Source organism: Zarconia sp. (assembly GCF_057467645.1).
The window spans coordinates 1-17,942 of record NZ_JBRJXU010000069.1; the positions used below are offsets into that span (position 1 = coordinate 1).

A 17,942-nucleotide genomic window follows, 5' to 3' on the forward strand; every position below is an offset into this window, starting at 1 on the left:
CTAAGCGCTCCGCGCTTAGGACATAATGAAGTGTGTTCCTCGATCTTTTGACATCCAGCCATGGCGATTCCCTACAGTTACGATTTGCGTATGAAAGTTCTCGGGGCCATCGACGGGGGTCTTAGAAAAAGTGATGCATCGAGGCTGTTTCAAATTAGTCGCAACACGATCGATTTGTGGTTGAAGCGTCGAGCCGCCACCGGGGATGTTCTTACCCTTTCTCGCCAAGAGGCAGCATCTCGCAGTGCCCGTCGCGCGATTACCAACACCTCAGAATTTGAAGCGTTCGTGCGAGAGCACCCGAGTGCGACTCAAGCCGAACTCGCTCAGTTGTGGTTTGAGCCTGTGAGCCGCCATACAGTGGGTCGAACCTTGAGAAAAATCGGCTACACGCGAAAAAAAAGACTTATGGCTACAGTGAACGAGACGAACAGCAACGAAGTCAATATCTAGAGCACCTCAAATCGTTTCCTCCACAAGAGCGGGTGTATTTAGATGAAGCCGGAATGGATAACCGTGAGGATTCCCCATTTGTTTGGTGGCCAGCTGGAGAACGATTTGAAGCGCTCAAGTCTGGTCGTCGTCAACAACGAGTTAGCTGTATCGCTGCTATCTGTGGTAAGCAACTGTTAGCTCCGTTCACTTTTGAAGGTAGTTGCCATCGAGAGTTGTTCGAGCAGTGGCTCGAACAGTATCTGCTACCGGTTTTGAAGCCAGGTATGGTGCTGATTTTCGACAATGCCAGTTTCCACAAAGGAGGGCGAATTCGGTCGTTGATTGAAGCTGCCGGATGTCACCTGTTGTATCTACCTTCCTACTCACCGGATCTCAACCCCATTGAGCGTTGGTGGGCGCGAATGAAATCAATCGCCCGACGGCTAATTGAGTCAGGAAAAACCTTGCGCGAAGCTGTTGATGCTGCTCTGTGCTGTTTGTCCTAAGCGCCATGCGCTTAGCTATAATTGTCCGTTCACTCTCTCCTACTTCCCCTACCCCCAAGAACTCGCTGTTTTTAACGCTAGTTCGGGTTAAGGATTTCCAGAGGTGTGGCGGTGAGGTGGATTCGGGTCATGTGTGGAAAGGGATCTTTGCTCATTGGGGAAAATAGATAGATCGATGGAGGCCGTTCGATGAGATTCCATTCCCCCTACACCCACACCCCACACCCTACACCCCACACCCCGTCCTCACCGGAAACTGTTATCCCGAACTGACGTTGTTTTTACTTGGCTAAATACCGCATGACCTCTTCCTCGATGAACTCTCCATCGGGAAACTGCACCGTTAGCCGGGGATTGGGAGTTGCCCCGGTGGGAATTTGCAGGAGGTAGGAGTACTGGCTGTTTTTAAACTCGAAGTATCGACCTTTGAAGGGATCGTAATCGGTGGCTTCCAAATTCAGTCCCGGATTGCCATCGCGATCGAAACTGCGATAGTACCGAGGTTGCGTCGGATCGTCGGCGTCGGCGCAGATGTAGACCAGATAGCTCTGGGTTTCCGCATAGGCGAGGATTCCCCCGGTTTGACGGCAGGTCACATCCCCTTCGATTTCGGAGAGATATCCCACTTCGATGGGAACCGTGGATGGATTCGCCGTATTGAAATTCTGGGCGGTGACGGCAGGCGTTTGGTCTGTCGGCGCATCTGGGGTTGGGTTTTGAGCGGTGCTTGTGTTTGGTGTTTCGAGGTTCGACACCTCTGGAGTGGATGCGTCCGATGGGGGAGTGGTGGCTGCGGGTTCGGTAACGGCTTCGGAGGGTGCGGGTTCCGATCCGGCTGACGGTTGAGATGGCGCGTCCACTGATGTGCTGCAACCCACGATCGCGATCGCCGCCAAGCCGATGATGCTTCTATAAAATTCGATCGTCATTCCCGATGTTTCACCTCAATATCATTTTGGTTTTTATCGATTCTATCGATTGCGATCGGACTTATTGGTTACTAATTAACGTCAGTTCGGGATAAAAAGTGTCGGTTGGGGGTTGGGTGTGGGGTGTAGGGTGTGGGGTGTAGGGGGCGATCGCAAGTGCTTAGAGTCGATTAGAGCCAGTGGGGTGAGAGGTTCTTCTACTGATGACTCGAATCCACATCTGTACCCAGACTTTCAAGTATCCTTAACCCGAACTGAGGTTAATTCAGCTATTGTGCGGCGCATCCGGGGAAACGGGTCGGGTTTTCTTGGCATGCATCTCAACGTTGTCGAGTTTTTGGGTCGATCGCATCTCGCAACCCATCACCGATAAAGTTAATACTCAAGACGGTCAAAAAAATAGCCAAACCGGGGAATAATGCCATGTGCGGTGCCGATTCGAGATAGTTTCGCGCGTCGTAGAGCATTCGCCCCCAGGTGGGAATATCCGGCGGAAAGCCCAGTCCGAGGAAGCTGAGGGTCGATTCGGTAATAATGGCCGTTCCCACGGCCAGGGTTGCCGCCACCATGACCGTTCCGAAGACATTGGGAATCAGGTGCACCCAAATCAATCGCCAGGGACTTGCCCCCAACGTTCGAGCCGCCGAAACAAATTCCATTTCCCGCAGAGTTAAAAAATTGGCTCGCACCAGCCGTGCCACGGACATCCAATTGAGGGAACCGATGACGATGACAATCAGGACAAAAATCCCCAACGTCGCCCCGGCGATCGCTTTAACGGTATCTTGAAACAGATACATCACCAGCAGCAAAATGGGGAGTTGGGGTAGGGCGAGAAATAAGTCCGTCAGCCGCATTAGCAGTACGTCGGCAATCCCCCCGAAAAATCCAGCCACTGCACCAATTGTCGTTCCCAGGGAAATCGCCACCACCATCGCACTCACCCCCACGGCCAGGGAAATGCGCCCCCCCGATAACACCCGCGCCAGTTGGTCTTGTCCCAGGTCGTTGGTGCCGAAGGGATGCTGCCAACTCGGACCCATCGTCGATTTTGCAAAATCGATCGTATCAAAGGGGGTTTTGTAAACAATGGGACCGAGCAATACCCCCAGAGCAATCACAATCAGAACGATCGTCCCCAACATCGCCATGCGATCGCGACGAAATCGCCGCCACGCATCCCCCCATAGGGTTCGGGAAACGGGTTGTGAGGTTTTGATTGGGGTTCGAGCGATCATTTGTACCAAAAGAGTTGCTGTAGGAGCGCAAGCATTTGGGGGATAAATTCTTGGTCAGGCAAAATCTGACCTATCCAAATGCTTCGCCCTCTCGCGGACAGGGAAAATAGAGAATAAGTAATCCCGATGCTTGCCAAACAAGCGATCGACTCAACTCTATCTAAGAGATAATAACTCGAATGTTGGGATGCCAAAATTTATCCGAAAATACCGCATCCTCAAAAAACCGATGGAGTACTCAGATGGCAGTTGAAATCGAACGAAAGTTTTTGGTGGTGAGCGATGAGTGGCGATCGCTCGCCTCCGGAATGGACTACGCTCAAGGGTATATTACCAGCGGTGCGGGAAAAACCGTTCGAGTGCGGATTATCGGTGACAACGGCTACCTGACAATTAAAGGCGCAACGGTGGGACTCGCCCGGATGGAGTTCGAGTATCCGATTCCAGTGGCAGATGCTCGCGAAATGCTCGATCGACTTTGCGACGAACCCCCCGTAGAAAAAACGCGATACAAAATTCCCATCGGCGATTTAGTTTGGGAAGTCGATGAATTTGTTGGGGCCAATCAGGGTTTAATTGTGGCAGAAGTGGAACTCACCGACGAGCATCAAGAAATCGAACTTCCCGACTGGATTGGGATGGAAGTCTCCCACGATGCTCGGTACTACAACGCCAATTTAGCGAAATTTCCCTATTCGAGTTGGAGCAAATCTTAAGCGATCGCCGACTGAAGGAGGGAGCAGAGGAGGCAGGGGAAGCTTCGGGAGTCCAGGAAAAGTTATAGTGGGAGCATCTTGCTCCCATTTCCCCCAATTCTCCGCGTCCTCTATCCCAGTGGCGACGAGTTTACTTGACAAAAATCAATAAAAATGCATAGCTGTCGTGAGGACAGTCATGCATTTTGGTCAGGGTCTTTCTCCCCCCGCTCCCAAAGCCCCCGAAGCCGATTAACCCCAAGCGGGATTCGATCGAGCGCCGAGGCTATCGTTGATGGCATCGAGGAGTTGTCGGACTTGGGTATTGTTGGGGTTGATGCGCATGACGCGATCGAAGGATTCAACGGCTTCTTCGTAGTCTCCCAAGCTCAGCAAGCTCATGCCCCGATTAACCCAAGCACTTTCAAAGCGGGGGCTGACTTCAATCGTGCGATCGAAGGATTCGACGGCTTCTTCGTAGCGTTCCAGGCGCATGAGGGTGACCCCTTGGTTGTACCAAGCACTACCGCTTTTGGAGTCCAGTTTAAGGGCTTGTGCGTAGGCTTCGAGGGCTTTTTCGGGGTCGCCGCCATCGTCGAGGGCATTGCCCAATCCCACCCATGCGGTGACCATTTCCGGGGCGATTTCCAGGGCAGTTTCGTAAGATTCGACGGCTTCTTCGTATCGTTCTAACTCCGTCAGAGCAATACCTCGATTCAACCAGACTTCGGGAACGCGATCGTTAATTTCCAGGGCGCGATCGTAGGCGTTGATGGCTTTAAAGTAGTTGCCGGCGTCAATTTCGGTGTTGCCTTGGTAAAACCAGCGATCGAACTCGTCATTGGCTTCGACGGGATTGCCAATTATTTTTTCGGCGACGGTGAAGGTAGAAGGGGTCTCAAAACCCGGACTCGTAGCGGCGATTCCATTTGAGGCGAGGGAAAATCCACTCAGCAGTGCGATCGTAGCGGTCAGTCCAAGAGATTTGAGTTGCATCGAAACATCCTCCGTGGCTTTCAAGATCTAATACGTCTGAGTGGGGGGAAGTTATGCATTTTTTTGGCAATGAACAATGAACAATGAACAATGAACAATGAACAATTGGTTAATCTTTATTGTCGCCGTCTCCCCGTTCCCCATTCCCCGTTCCCCATTCCCCATTCCCCATTCCCCATTCCCCATTCCCCATTCCCCATTCCCCATTCCCCATTCCCCATTCCCCGTTCCCTACAAATCAATACTCACCGACAAACTGGGGGTGAATCCAGAGAAACTCTTGGCGCTTGTTTTGGACGCGAATGAGGCCGCCGAAGCTGGGGTCTTTTTCTTTCAGGAAGCTGTGGAGTTGGCGCAGCATGGAACCTTGGGCGCGGATGGCGTCTTCTGTGCGATCGAGATCTGGGGTATCCCGTTTGCCGAACCAATCGACGGCGATGTCGCTGCTTTTGAGGGAAAATTCAATGCTTTTTTGGGCTAAATCCAGTTCCTTTTCGATGCTTTTGTAGGCGGCTTCTTCCATCATCGCTTTCCCCGCAGAGGCGGCGACGGGTAGAACTAAGCCGATGGTGGAGGTCATGAATTTGAGGTAGGGGGCGGCTTTGGCGAACCACTCGCGAGGTAGCCTCAACTCGTAAACCCCCAGTTTGGGATTGTCGGGGTTGAGTTGGGGGAGGGGTTGGCGGGAATGCTCGCACCAGAGGGTTAGCTGGAATTTGGCATCGATCCATTTGGGGCGATCGAAAAATCCCGGTTCCATGGGTTTGAGGCTGAACAGGCGCGGACCTTCTTTGGCTTCATCGACGAAGGTTTGCATCAGCCTTGCAAATTGCTCGTCTACGCGGCTGAGGATGACTTTTTGATTTTGGTTCAGTGTCTGGAAACGCTTGTGGTTGCGTTGGTCTAGCACGCGGAGATTTTGACCGATTTGTTGAACCGCCGTTTGTACGTCGGAGATTTGCTCGCTCAGCAGGACTTGGGGTGCGGCGGGGGTAGATGGGGCGTTGCGCATCAGTGCGTCGATATTCTGCCATTCATCGCAGCCGGAGACGTTGCAGGGATATTCCGGACGACCTTTATTTTTGCTGGCAATGAGTTTTTGGACTTCAAACTGCCCCGAACCCGGTCGATTCATCCCACAGGGGGCAATACAGGGGACGACGATTTCGCAGCGCAACCCTTCCCAGAAATTTTCCACCAGCCATTTGACATCGTCGGTGAGTTTATGGAGGAAGCGCTCGGGATAGGCGGCCCGGACGGTGATGCGGATGTTGGTGTCGATGTGTTCGAGGAAGGCGCGGCCGTTGTAGTCGTCGTCGAGGATGAGTCCGCGCTGCCAGTGGACGCTGTCTTCGTAGTTGCGGCGGCCGAGGGAGTATTTGTGCAGGCGGACGATGAGCTGGTAGAAGAGACCTTCGGCGTTGGCGAGTTGACCGCGATCGTCTACAATGCGGCAGATTTGGATTTGCTGGCGTTCCCCAGCGCCCGGTTCGGCGTTCCAGGGGAAGGGTTGCGGGCGATTGTCGGGAACGAGTTGGGCGATGAGGCTGGTGGTGCTGGCTTCCGGGGAGGCGGCATCGAGAACCACTTTATAGGAAAGGTCGAAGCGCTCCATCAATCGCAGGAAAATTGGATGCAAGTCGCGGGGGTATCCGGTTTCTCCGGCAAAGGGCGGATTGCGCCAAAGTTGGCTCACATGGGAGAACTCCACCAAACCGTTGCGGCGACGGGTTTCGGGGTCGTCGAGGACGAAGCTGATGGCTTTTGCCAGCCAATCGGGTTTGAGGATAACGATATCTTTTAACAGCGGATCGTAGTGGTAGTGAACGATGTTGCCGAGGGTGTGGTAGACGCGCAGGCAGAGTTCGGCAAAAAGTCCTTCTACTCCCTGTTCTTCACAAATGGCGATCGCATTGTCATAGGAGACATAGGGTTTACCTGTGGCTTGTAAGGCTGCGCGTACCCGATGCCATTTCGCGGGAATGACCCGCCCCATCCCCGGTAAAGCAACCGCAACGGAGGCGATTTTCTCTTTGAGCGCGTCGATATTTTTGCAGGCTTGGGTTGCCCCGTCGGGTTTGCTATCGATGAAGAAGAAGCCCTGAATCGTTTCTTCCCCAAACAGGTCGATGAGTTCTTGTTTGTCGATATCCGGCTGGCGCTGCTGCGGACCGCCATGGGTGGCAACGACGAGGACTTTGGCATCGGGTTCGCGGTGTTTGATGAGGGTAATCCACTCTTTGACGAACCCCTGCTGCGGGCCTTCCCGTGGTTTCCAGACGACGAGATAGACCGCTGGGGCGCTGAAGAAGAGCTGATGGGTGGGGCGATAGACGCGCTGGCCGCCAAAATCCCAACCGTTGAGGGTGATGTCGGTGTTGCCCTCGGTGACGGTGACAGGTTTGATTTCAATGCCGTGGGTGGTGGGACGTCCTTCAACCCAGGTATCGCCCCGCAATGCACCGAGCAAGCAGGTTTTGCCGACTTCCCCTTCTCCGACGAGGATGAGTTTGGCTTCGTTTAAGATCGCTTTGCCTTCGGTGAGGGCGCGTAAATAGGCTTGGATGGCTTCGAGTCCTTGTTTGTAGGCAGCCGCGAATTCGGGGTTGAGGGGGTTGTGGTCGAGCAAAAGCGTCTTCAACTGGGTGAGGTTTCCCAACCACTCGGGTAACTCTTTCAGTTGGTTCTCAGATAGGGAAAGCTCCTGTAATTGAGTGAGATTGCCCAACCATTCTGGTAATTCCGTTAGTTGATTTTTGAATAGGTAAAGTCCTTGCAACTGGGTCAGGTTTCCCAGCAATTTCGGTAGCTCTCTTGTCTGGAACTCTCTGAGTTGATTGTTCCCAAGAAAAAGCTCCTGCAACTGGGTCAGGTTTCCCAACCATTCCGGTAACTTCGTTAGCTTATTGTGGTTGAGTAAAAGTATTTGCAACTGGGTCAGGTTTCCCAACCATTCCGGTAACTCCGTTAGCTTACTGTCGTTGAGTAAAAGTACTTGCAACTGGGTCAGGTTTCCTAAGCATTCGGGCAACCCACTTAGAGAATTTCTACCAAAGGAAAGCCTCTGCAACTGGGTGAGATTTCCCAACCACTCCGGTAACTCCGTTAGCTTATTATTGTGGAAGGAAAGCTCCTGCAACTGGGTCAGGTTTCCTAACCATTCCGGTAACTCCGTTAGTTTGTTATTTCCGAGTAAAAGTACTTGCAACTGAGTGAGATTTCCCAGCCACTCGGGCAACTGTGTTAGTTGAGTGTCGTTGAGGGAAAGCCTCTGCAACTGGGTGAGATTTCTCAACCATTGCGGTAACTCCCCAAGCTGGTTTCTCTCGCCATCCTCTCTGTATTTATATCCAAGGTCGAGAACTTTCAAATTCACGAGTTGACCAATTTCCTCCGGTAACTCCGTCAACCCCAGATTCATTAAATCGAGTTCTGTTGTGCCTTCGATTCGTTCCGCTTCAATTCGCCGTTGGGCTTCCCGGTATGCCTCGTCTCGTGCCATCGTCGCCGGTTTCTCGTTCTCTCGCTACTCCCTTACGATAGCGTTTGTGGAAGAGGGGAGTGGGGAGACGCGGAGATGGGGAGACGCGGGGACGCGGTGAGGGGGAAGTGTAGGGGCAAAGCATTTGGGCGACAAATTCTCCCAAAAACGAAACCTCACAAATCCAAATGCTTCGCCCTTTTCTTTTCGGAGACTGACCCGAGCGATAATTCTCGTAGATTGAGGAGGAAATTGTTCGATGGCAAAACTAGACGCTGCAAAATTAGATAACTATCGCAATGCTGTTCAAGAAGCATTATTAAACTATGCCGAAATGCGCTCTGGAATTTCTAGCAATCCCGAATTAGAATTACAAGTTCTATTCGATACGCAGCGCGATCTGGATAAATATTTTCAAGATTTCATTGCCCAAACGTAATACGAGAGTTCCCCTCTTGGGAGGGGTTAGGGGTGGGTTCGATATTATTGGGAAGGCGAGCAAGATGCTCGCACTTGTGGCTTACCCTTTAACAATCGGTCCAAAATCTGCCAAAACTCGGGCATGATTGCGTAACACACCGAGATGGTTGGGAAGGCGAGCAAGATGCTCGCACTTGTGATTTATCCTTTAACAATCGGTCCAAAATCTGCTAAAACTCGGGCATGATTGCGTAACAAACCGAGTAGATTTAATCGATTTTGTTTAATCTCCGGATTTTCATCCATTACCAACACGCTATCTTCTCCATCGAAAAAGCGGCTGACGGTGGGAGCAATTTCAGCTAAGGCATCGACGAGTTGTTGGTAATTGCGATCGGATGCGGCGGCTTCGGTACGGGGGACTAAGCTGACAATTGCCTCGTAAAATGCCCCTTCCGATGCGGCTTGAAAGAGTTCGGGTTTTACCACTTGAGTCGGATCGAGTTGGGTGGTATTCAAGTCACCTTGCTTTGCCAAACGTGTCGATCGATTCACGGTTTCGTAAATGCGATCGAGGGTTTTATTATCGCGAATTTCCTGTAAAAATAATGCCCGATCGCGCACGTCGAGTAAATTAGAAATTGCCCGTTCCGTATATTCGCGATCGTCCTCTCCCAACACGGCATTCACCAAATCGTAATCGATGTTGCGTTCGTCTTGAAGTAAGGTTTGGATGCGTTGTAAGAAGAAGTCTTGGAGTTGAGGCAGTAACTCGTCGGAGGCTTCCGAGCGCTCTTGTTTGAAATCGGCAACGATGCGATCGAGTAATTTAGCTAAATCGATAGCTAAATCCGCATTCCAGGTAATATTAACGATCGCATTTGCCGCCCGTCGCAAGGCAAAAGGATCGGAGGAACCACTGGGTAGCATTCCCAAGCCAAAAATACTCACTAACGTATCGAGGCGATCGGCAATTCCCACCACTTGTCCCGTTAGCGTCTCGGGTAAACTATCTCCCGCTCCCCGAGGCAAATAATGCTCGAAAATGGCTTTGGCAACTTCGTCATCTTCCCCACTGGTAATGGCGTATTTTTCCCCCATAACGCCCTGCAATTCTGGGAATTCATACACCATTTGGGTGGTTAAATCTGCTTTGCACAAATACGCCGCCCGTTGAATTTTTTGCTGCTGTTCGGGAGTCGCGTTTAGTTGCTCGGCGATATATTCAGCAATTTTACAAATCCGATCGACCTTATCTCGAACCGTACCTAAATCCTCTTGAAACGTAACGGTTTTTAACTTTTCGACGAAGGTTTCTAAAGGCTGTTTAGAATCAGATTTATAGAAAAATTCACCATCCGCTAAACGCGCCCGAATCACCCGTTCGTTGCCTCGGGTAATAATATCGGATTTTGCCGGGTCTCCGTTGGAAACTGCGATGAAATAGGGCAACAATTCCGGCGAATCGGCACTTTTGCGCACCGGAAAATAGCGCTGGTGGGAGACCATCACCGTCGAGATGGCTTCCGGGGGTAAAATGAGAAAATCGCGATCGAAATTGCCCAAAATTGCCGTAGGCCATTCCACCAAATCCGTCACCTCTGCGAGCAAGTCCGGGGAAATTTCCGCCACCCCGTTTACCCCAGTCGCAAGGGCTTCCACTTGATGTTCGATGGCGGTTGCCCGCTGTTGGGGATCGACTTCCACGAAGGCTTGCCGCAAACTGTCTGCGTAGTCGGCGGCATTGGCGATACTCGTGCCCTCTCCCGTCTCCCCGAGAACCCGATGACCGTAGGTGATGCGATCGCTGACGATAGTTTCCGCACCGGTGGTTATCTCGATGGGCAAAACCCGATCGTCGAGTAAGGCCACCAACCAGCGAATCGGACGGGAAAACCGCATCTCTTCATCCGCCCAGCGCATAAACCGCTTCCCTTCCAGCTTGCCGATCCATTCCGGCACCAGTTCCGCTATGATTTCTGCCGTAGGACGACCGGGAATTTCCTTGCGAACGAAGACGAATTCCCCTTTCGGCGTCGGGCGCACTTCCAGGGCGTCGAGTTCCACCCCCTGCTTGCGGGCGAATCCCTCGGCGGCTTTGGTGGGTTTGCCCTCTTTAAACGCGGCTTTGGCAGGAGGTCCCTTAATTTCTTCAGTGCGATCGTCTTGGCGCTCTGGAATCCCCTCTACCGAAATGGCAAGGCGGCGTGGCGTGCCGTAGACCCGAACCGTTTCCGGCGCGAGACGCTCTTTGAGCAAACTCGCTTCGACGCGATCGTTCCATTGCGCGATCGCACCGGCGACAAAGCTTGCAGGTAATTCTTCCGTACCGACTTCCAAGAGAAAAGTAGCCATGCCGAACTTAGGAACAGGGGATAGTGACCAGAGTTTAGTTTACCGTGGGTTTGGGCGGTTTGGGGCAGTGAAGCGAGGACGCGGGGATGCGGAGATGGGGAGACGCGGGGATGGGTCGCTCGATACTTCGAATTGAGAATTGAGAATTGAGAATTCCAAACTCCGAATTCCGCATTGCGAACTCAAAAACCGGTGAAGAAATTATAATTCTTCTATTCCCCCTTATCGCTTTTCTTGCTAAATTGCTAGAAGCATAACCCAAACCCAAAAAATCGGTTGTATGCGGGGTGGGCGATCGCGATTTTTGAGGATCGAGTTACAAGAGGAATCCATGTCTGAGACTAGCAGCACAAAATCCGTTACCGCGAAACAGCCCGATGAATCAACTCGTCTGAGTGCGGGGTCTTTCGATACGGAAGCCGACCGGCTGATCGAAGATGTCTTTTCCGATGTCGATAGCGTTCTCGATCGGGATTTCGGATTGCCTCAAGAACCCGTACAACCGCAAACTGTTGCGGTCAAACCCGTTCAGGTTCCCCCCATTATCATGAGACCCCTGGTGGTTCCTCGCCCCAGCGAACCGCCAAAAGACGATACAGACAGTACGGTTACCGTTAAAGCGACCCAAACCCAAACCACCGATACTGCCGGAGAAGCCTTCGATAAGTTCTTGCTCGGGGCGGCTTGTGCCTCTCTGGTGGCCACCCTGGGGCTGTGGCTGTGGCGAGATGAAGTGCAGCAGTTCGTCCAGAATCGATTGGTTCCCACTGCCACCCCAACAGCAACCACGACCCCGTCGGCGCCAGAAGACCCGCAAGTAACGGCCGATCGCGAGTTTGTCAGATACATGGAGCGATCGCTCGAACGCATCAATACCAGATTTGGTGGGGGTAGCGGTGCGAAAGCCCAAGCAGCCCCTCAGACTGCTGCTGCTGCCATTCCCCCCCAGGCAACCCTGAACATTCCCATCGATCCCGCTTCGATCGATGATATTGCCGGTTCTCTCAAAGAAATCGCCACGGTTCTCGGTCGCAATACCGCTCCGGTTGCCCGCCTACCGCAACCCCCCAACGCCAGCAATCCCACGCCTCCGACCGCAACGGCGAATGGTAATAATAACGGCAATGGCAACAACGCGAATGCCAATAGCGGTAACGGTAACGCCAGTCCCGCACCCGCCGCCGCACCCGCTGCTGCCCCAGCCGCCGCACCTCCAGTGGCTGCCGCCGAACCGGAAGTCGTCGAAGAGACCGAACAAATTGCCGCGGCGGCGAGCACTCCAGCCGAACCGGAATACACCGAAGACTATTCCGAACCCGAAGCCGTTTGGGAACCGGAATATACCGACGAATACGCCGAAGACTATTCCGAACCCGCTTGGGAATCCGAGTACACCGAAGAAGCCTCAGAACCCCAACCAGTTTGGGAACCCGAATACACCGAACCGGCTGCCGAACCCGCACCGAACAAACCCACGGTTGCCTCCGCTGCCGAACCCGCTGAAGCCATCGAAGCGGCACCCAGCAACGTTCATACTTTGATGGGATTCCTCGAATTCGGCGATCGTTCCGCCGCGTTGTTTGAAATTAACGGTGTCGCTCAGCGCATCAACGTCGGCGAAACCGTTGGTGCTAGTGGATGGTCGTTGGTGGAAGTGAGCAACCAGCAAGCCGTAGTTCGCCGCAACGGAGAAGTTCGATCGGTTTACGTCGGACAGCAGTTTTAGAATAAACCGTTCGCGTTTGGGGATATTCGAGAAAATAACAAGCTGCAGGGGTAACGGTTGTTGACTCCTACCCTTTCTCGTGAATTCCCCACACTCCCTCGCCGCGTCACCACGTCACCGTGTCGCCGCGTCTTCCCCCACACCCCATTCCCCATCCATCGTGGCGGCTATCCGAAATAGGCAAAATTTAGGATGGAGAATTAAAATTAAGAGGATCGCCGATCGCATCTGGGAGTCAACCGTGGGCTTATTTAACGACCTGAGTAAATTTCTCGAAACCCGCCTCGAAGAATTTCTACGGGCTCATCCCCACCTGGAATTACAAGCCCTCGACGAACAACTGCGGGAACAAGAGGAAGGCACCCTACGGCTGATTGGCGACCTGAAACTCAAGGAAAAGCAACTCGAAGACCAAATCCTGGAAACCGCCCAAGAAGTGCAGCGCTGGCACATCCGCGTCGATAAAGCAAAAGCCGCCAAGCGAGAGGATTTACTCCGGGCAGCCGAAGAACGGGAAGCAACGCTTCTGCGCCAAGGGAACCAGCTTTGGGGACAAATGCAAGGGGTGAAAGAACGAGCGGCAAAAGCCAAGGAATTACAAGATAAGATTCAGACGCGCCGTCGGGAAATCCGCGCCAAAGCTGCCCAGGTCAATGCCGATCGCGCTAGAACTCAGTCCCAATCCAGTTGGGATACCGGTTGGAATCAAACCTCCAGCAGCACCGGTCGCACCATCTATGGCAGTACCGACCCCCTAGACCAAGTATTCGAGCGCTGGGAAGCGGATGAAGAACTCGAACGCATGAAGCGCAATATGGGAAGGTAGATGGGGCAATGGACAATTGACAATTGACAATGGGTTAGTCGTTCTGCTGAAATCGTTGGAGATACAGCTTCAATCCATCTGTCTTGACTGCCTAGAGCTGAATATTTCGCCAAAATATATCGCCAAAATCGATAAAAATTTCAAATCAGTCCCGCCAATTTTGGATAAAAGTTGCCAGGATTTACGGCAAAATCGGGAACGAGTTTACAAGGGTTGCCGGGGTATGGTAGGATTTTGTCAAGTTTTAAAACATGGTTGGGTTTAATGCTGTAGCTAACTCACATTAAAGTTGCTCCAAAACTCCCAACTTGTCGTCAACGCAATCGCCTTCTCTCCAAAACTTCGATCGCCCCGAAAACACAATTTTTCGATTAAGTATTTATACAGAGGTTGACAAATATTACAGATTACCCATTAATAAAATCCGGGTACTCTTGCAATCTCAATCTGCGTTTGGATGTTCGGCAAATCTGGGACGTATAGCCGTCGCCATTCCATAGCTGCATTCAGTTAACATGAGGCGCTGGTTAAGGATACTTGAACGTCGGGCGAGCTGATGTGGATGAGAGTCATGAGTAGAAGAATCTCGAACCCCACCAGATCCAATCGACTGCAACCATGAGCGATCGCCGAAAACTCTACCCCCACACCCAGTCCCCCTACACCCCAGCCTAATATCAAGTTCGGTTGAATACTGATAATTCACCGTGAAGTGAGCTGGGGGAGCTGGGGGAGAGATTTAGCATGAGCGCGCGGGTTTTCAGTGATTATCCGAACTTGATATAACCCGATACTTTTTATCCCGAGCTGACGTTAAATATATCCAACATTTCTGAGCTGAAGCGATACTGTACAGGAATTGGTTGAAGGAAAATTGATGTGCTTCGGAGTAGAGGTACCTCGCCCTGAAACGTATCGTTTACAAGACAAAGCGTCTTTTGACACCACTCGATCGAATCTGCTAGCTTGAGCCAGACTATACTCGCAACACTATCCACGATGCTTAAATCCAAAGTAGCCATCGCCGCGTCGGGAGCGATCGCTACGTTCGGCTTCACCCTGCCCGCTAACGCAGTCACTTTCAATTTGAGTTGGACGGGACAAACACTCGGCTACCGAGCTGAAGGTCAGTTCAGCTACGAAGAAAACACAATTGCCCCAGACGGTATTGTGCGCTCGAACGACCTGAGTGATTTCGACATCGCATTCTTCACTCCCCAAGGCGAGCTACTACAATCTTTCACCAACAACACTCAAACTCCAGGCTTCAACTTCAACTTCGATACAACAACGGGCGAGATTCTACAAACCGGACGTTGGGATTCCCCGACCGGTTTGAACGTCGGCGGCGTTAGAACAGAAGAAATCAACCTATTTTCAGCACCAAACCCCAAAGCCGACTTGTTTGAAGGAGACGCGCCCAGCCCCCACATTCACCTCACGGACTGGGGGAACGATTTCCCAGACGCACCCGTTGGCTTTACCCGAGGCGCTCGCCCACATCTAGATATCGCTTTCTTTACTCGTACCAGAGAAGAAGTTTTAGCCGATCCGACAGCCGGAGATGCGCTAGGAGAGCGGCTAGTCGCGACCTTAGTGACAGATTCGACAGATGTACCAGAACCAGCGGTGTTACTTGGATTGGGGATGACAGCGATGTTCGCGGCACTTGGTCGGAAGCGAGCCCCTAAGCCTTCTAAATAAACCATCGAAACAGTACGTAACCTGAGTTTTGGTTAAGCACTCAATTTTGAATGCTTCAACGACAGAATCAGGTTTTTGCCTATTTCTGAGTCACGGTAGCATCAGGGTTTCAGCTTATCCAAAACTGACGTTACGCAATCAAGACGACTCCTTCGCGAGCACCCCATTAAGAAAGATATCCGCCAAACCCTCCGCCATCTCTTTCAACGCGGCAGGCGACGCATCTTCGCTCAACATCGTTTGATGGCTGAAGCCGGAAATCATAAACATTCCTAGAAACACGTTTGCCACCAACCGGGGATTCATTTGCCGATAGATGCCCCGATCCATCGCCGTTTGCACGAAAGCCTCCGCCACGTCGGTCATTTTATCGATGACTTCCGCTTGAATGCGATCGCGCAATTCCGGGTGAAACTGTGCCTCGAGGAAACACACCCGCAATAAATCCGCATTTTCACGCAAATGAAGCATCCGTCGCTGCATCACCTGCGCCACCGCCTTGTAACTGCCCATCTCGCTCAATTCCGTGAGCAAATCCGTGAGAATTTCGATCCACCCCTGGGTGGCAACCTCTACCAAAATGGCTTTTTTATTGTCAAAATGTCTGAAGAGCGTTCCCTCTGCCACACCCGCCTCCTGCGCCAGCGCTCGGGTGGTCGTGCCTTCGTAACCCCGACGGGCAAAGAGCCGCTGGGCGGACGCCAAAATCCGAGTGCGAGTCTGAACCTCAGAAGATTGAGTTTGATGCAGAGTTTTCATAAAAGCAGTACGATCGCGATCGTGTTTGTAGGATTATTGTGGGGTGCGATGCCCCAGAATCCAATAAAGATTCACAGATTGTCACCTTTGGTAAAGTATCTCTAAACTTTCACTCCCTCGATCGAATCCCCATCTATGAGTTCCCATTCCCCCTTGCTATCGCCGATTTTCTCTCGCTTTCGCCGCTGGGTGCAACGGAGTCTTCCCCTGCCATTCCGTCAGCCCCCGCCGAAAAAGTCCGTTCGCTGGCAGTATCCGATCGCCATCATTTTACTGACTTTTCTAACAACGGGATGGGTGGGAACATCAGCATGGGCCCAGACCCTGCCGATTCAATCCTACCTCGATCGTGTGGTCGATCGAGTCACGGAATTCACCCTCGATAACGGTCTCAAATTCATCGTCCTCGAACGCCATCAAGCCCCAGTCGTCTCCTTCATCACCTATGCCGATGTCGGCGGTGCCAACGAACCGATCGCTCAGACGGGAGTCGCTCACTACCTCGAACATTTAGCCTTCAAAGGCACCCAACAAATCGGCACCACCAACTACACCGCCGAACGCCCCTTATTGAACAAACTCGATGCATTGTTCGATAAGCTGCAAACCGCCAAATCCCAAAACTCCCCCCTGAGAACCAAACTCCTGCAAACCCAGTTCGAGCGGGTACAGTCTCAGGCCGCTCGCTACGTCGTTCAAAATAAATTCGGTCAAATCGTCGAACAATCCGGCGGCGTGGGACTCAATGCCACCACCTCCGCCGATGCCACCCGCTATTTCTACAGCTTCCCCGCCAATAAGCTCGAACTGTGGATGTCCATTGAATCCGAGCGTTTCCTCGAACCGGTGTTTCGGGAGTTCTACAAAGAAAAACAAGTCATTCTCGAAGAACGCCGCCTGCGCACTGACAACTCCCCCATCGGTAAAACCATTGAAGTCTTTCTCGACGAAGCCTTCCAAACTCACCCTTACCGCCAACCGGTCATCGGCTACGAAGAGGATTTGCGCAGTTTGACCCGCCAGAACGTTCGGGACTTTTTCAACACCTACTACGTTCCCAATAATTTAACCATCGCCATCGTCGGCGATGTCGATCCCAAGGAAGTGCGCGAACTCGCCGAAGCCTATTTCGGTCGTTTCCAGGCCGGACCCGAACCTCCCACGGTGGATGTCGTCGAACCCCCGCAAACCCAGACGCGGGAAGTCACCATCCGGATGCAAAGCCAGCCCTGGTATCTCGAAGGGTATCACATCCAAGCCATCGACCATCCCGATCGCGTCGTCTACGAAATCATCTCCAGTATTCTCAGCGACGGCCGCACCTCTCGCCTGTATCGCTCTCTAATCGAAGAACAGCAAGTGGCTCTCAACGCCCAAGGACTGAGCGGATTTCCGGGGGATAAATACCCGAATATGATGCTCTTCTACGCCCTCACCGCTCCCGGTCACAGCGTCGAGGAAGTGGCCGCCGCACTGCGAACTCAAATCGATCGCCTCACGAGCGAACCCGTCTCCCAAACGGAACTCGATCGCGTCAAAACTCAAGCCAGAGCGGGATTGCTGCGCGCTCTCGACTCCAACTCCGGCATGGCTAGCCTGTTAGTGGAATACGACGTCAAAACCGGAGACTGGCGCAACCTGTTCCAACAACTCGACGCGATCGAAGCCATTACCCCCGACGATATCCTGCGTGTCGCTCGCACCACCTTCACTCCCGAGAATCGCACCATCGGGCGATTGTTACCCCTGGAGGAGTGAGGGGGAGAGGGGGAGACGCGGTGACGCGGTGACGCGGGGAGGGGGAGACAAGGAAGATGAATTTTCCCAACACCCCACACCCCACACCCAACACCCCACACCCCACACCCCACA

13 protein-coding genes are annotated in these 17,942 nt (G+C 52.5%); 7 read left to right on the forward strand and 6 right to left on the reverse strand.

Annotation, left to right across the window (positions count from 1 at the left end; genetic code table 11):
* The first annotated feature begins 60 nt into the window (after nt 1-60).
* Nucleotides 61-941, forward strand: a protein-coding gene (locus AC2215_RS10315) for an IS630 family transposase (RefSeq protein ID WP_486809905.1) whose coding sequence is annotated in 2 segments (ribosomal slippage) — nt 61-396 and nt 399-941 — 879 coding nt in all. Because the reading frame shifts where the segments join, the coding sequence is not laid out codon by codon here.
* 281 nt (nt 942-1,222) lie between these two features.
* Here AC2215_RS10315 and AC2215_RS10320 read toward each other — a convergent pair.
* Both AC2215_RS10320 and AC2215_RS10325 read right to left on the reverse strand, forming a co-directional pair.
* Entirely contained in the window at nt 1,223-1,870 is a 648-nt protein-coding gene (locus AC2215_RS10320) for a hypothetical protein (RefSeq protein ID WP_486809906.1), read from the reverse strand.
* 320 nt (nt 1,871-2,190) lie between these two features.
* Nucleotides 2,191-3,108, reverse strand: coding sequence for an ABC transporter permease (locus AC2215_RS10325; protein ID WP_486809907.1), 918 nt, complete (start codon nt 3,106-3,108; stop codon nt 2,191-2,193).
* A gap of 242 nt (nt 3,109-3,350) precedes the next feature.
* On the opposite strand from AC2215_RS10325, the gene AC2215_RS10330 reads away from it, so the two are divergent.
* Complete coding sequence (locus AC2215_RS10330) at nt 3,351-3,824, forward strand: CYTH domain-containing protein (protein ID WP_486809908.1); 474 nt, start codon at nt 3,351-3,353, stop codon at nt 3,822-3,824.
* A gap of 231 nt (nt 3,825-4,055) precedes the next feature.
* Here the strand turns inward: AC2215_RS10330 and AC2215_RS10335 are convergent, their stop codons facing one another.
* Nucleotides 4,056-4,799: a tetratricopeptide repeat protein gene (locus tag AC2215_RS10335; protein ID WP_486809909.1), complete on the reverse strand. Its 744-nt coding sequence runs from the start codon at nt 4,797-4,799 to the stop codon at nt 4,056-4,058.
* A 238-nt stretch (nt 4,800-5,037) separates the two neighbouring features.
* Nucleotides 5,038-8,301, reverse strand: coding sequence for a leucine-rich repeat domain-containing protein (locus AC2215_RS10340; RefSeq protein ID WP_486809910.1), 3,264 nt, complete (start codon nt 8,299-8,301; stop codon nt 5,038-5,040).
* A gap of 238 nt (nt 8,302-8,539) precedes the next feature.
* On the opposite strand from AC2215_RS10340, the gene AC2215_RS10345 reads away from it, so the two are divergent.
* The gene (locus AC2215_RS10345) at nt 8,540-8,719 is read left to right on the forward strand and encodes a hypothetical protein (protein ID WP_486809911.1); all 180 of its coding nucleotides are present in this window, start codon (nt 8,540-8,542) and stop codon (nt 8,717-8,719) included.
* A 182-nt stretch (nt 8,720-8,901) separates the two neighbouring features.
* On the opposite strand, the gene glyS is transcribed toward AC2215_RS10345, so the two are convergent.
* On the reverse strand, nt 8,902-11,055 hold the full coding sequence (gene glyS, locus AC2215_RS10350) for a glycine--tRNA ligase subunit beta (protein WP_486809912.1): 2,154 nt from the start codon (nt 11,053-11,055) through the stop codon (nt 8,902-8,904).
* A gap of 331 nt (nt 11,056-11,386) precedes the next feature.
* Here glyS and AC2215_RS10355 point away from each other — a divergent pair, with 331 nt between their 5' ends.
* From AC2215_RS10355 to AC2215_RS10365, 3 genes are all read left to right on the forward strand, one after another.
* A complete protein-coding gene (locus tag AC2215_RS10355) occupies nt 11,387-12,781 on the forward strand; it encodes a hypothetical protein (protein WP_486809913.1) in 1,395 nt (464 codons plus the stop codon).
* Between the two features lie 241 nt (nt 12,782-13,022).
* Nucleotides 13,023-13,607, forward strand: coding sequence for a TIGR04376 family protein (locus AC2215_RS10360; protein WP_486809917.1), 585 nt, complete (start codon nt 13,023-13,025; stop codon nt 13,605-13,607).
* Nucleotides 13,608-14,606: 999 nt separating this feature from the next.
* Nucleotides 14,607-15,311, forward strand: a complete 705-nt coding sequence (locus AC2215_RS10365; RefSeq protein ID WP_486809914.1) for a PEP-CTERM sorting domain-containing protein — start codon at nt 14,607-14,609, stop codon at nt 15,309-15,311.
* A gap of 138 nt (nt 15,312-15,449) precedes the next feature.
* Here AC2215_RS10365 and AC2215_RS10370 read toward each other — a convergent pair whose 3' ends face one another.
* The gene (locus AC2215_RS10370) at nt 15,450-16,070 is read right to left on the reverse strand and encodes a TetR/AcrR family transcriptional regulator (protein WP_486809915.1); all 621 of its coding nucleotides are present in this window, start codon (nt 16,068-16,070) and stop codon (nt 15,450-15,452) included.
* A 135-nt stretch (nt 16,071-16,205) separates the two neighbouring features.
* On the opposite strand from AC2215_RS10370, the gene AC2215_RS10375 reads away from it, so the two are divergent.
* Nucleotides 16,206-17,828, forward strand: coding sequence for a M16 family metallopeptidase (locus AC2215_RS10375; RefSeq protein ID WP_486809916.1), 1,623 nt, complete (start codon nt 16,206-16,208; stop codon nt 17,826-17,828).
* The last annotated feature ends 114 nt before the right edge of the window (nt 17,829-17,942 follow it).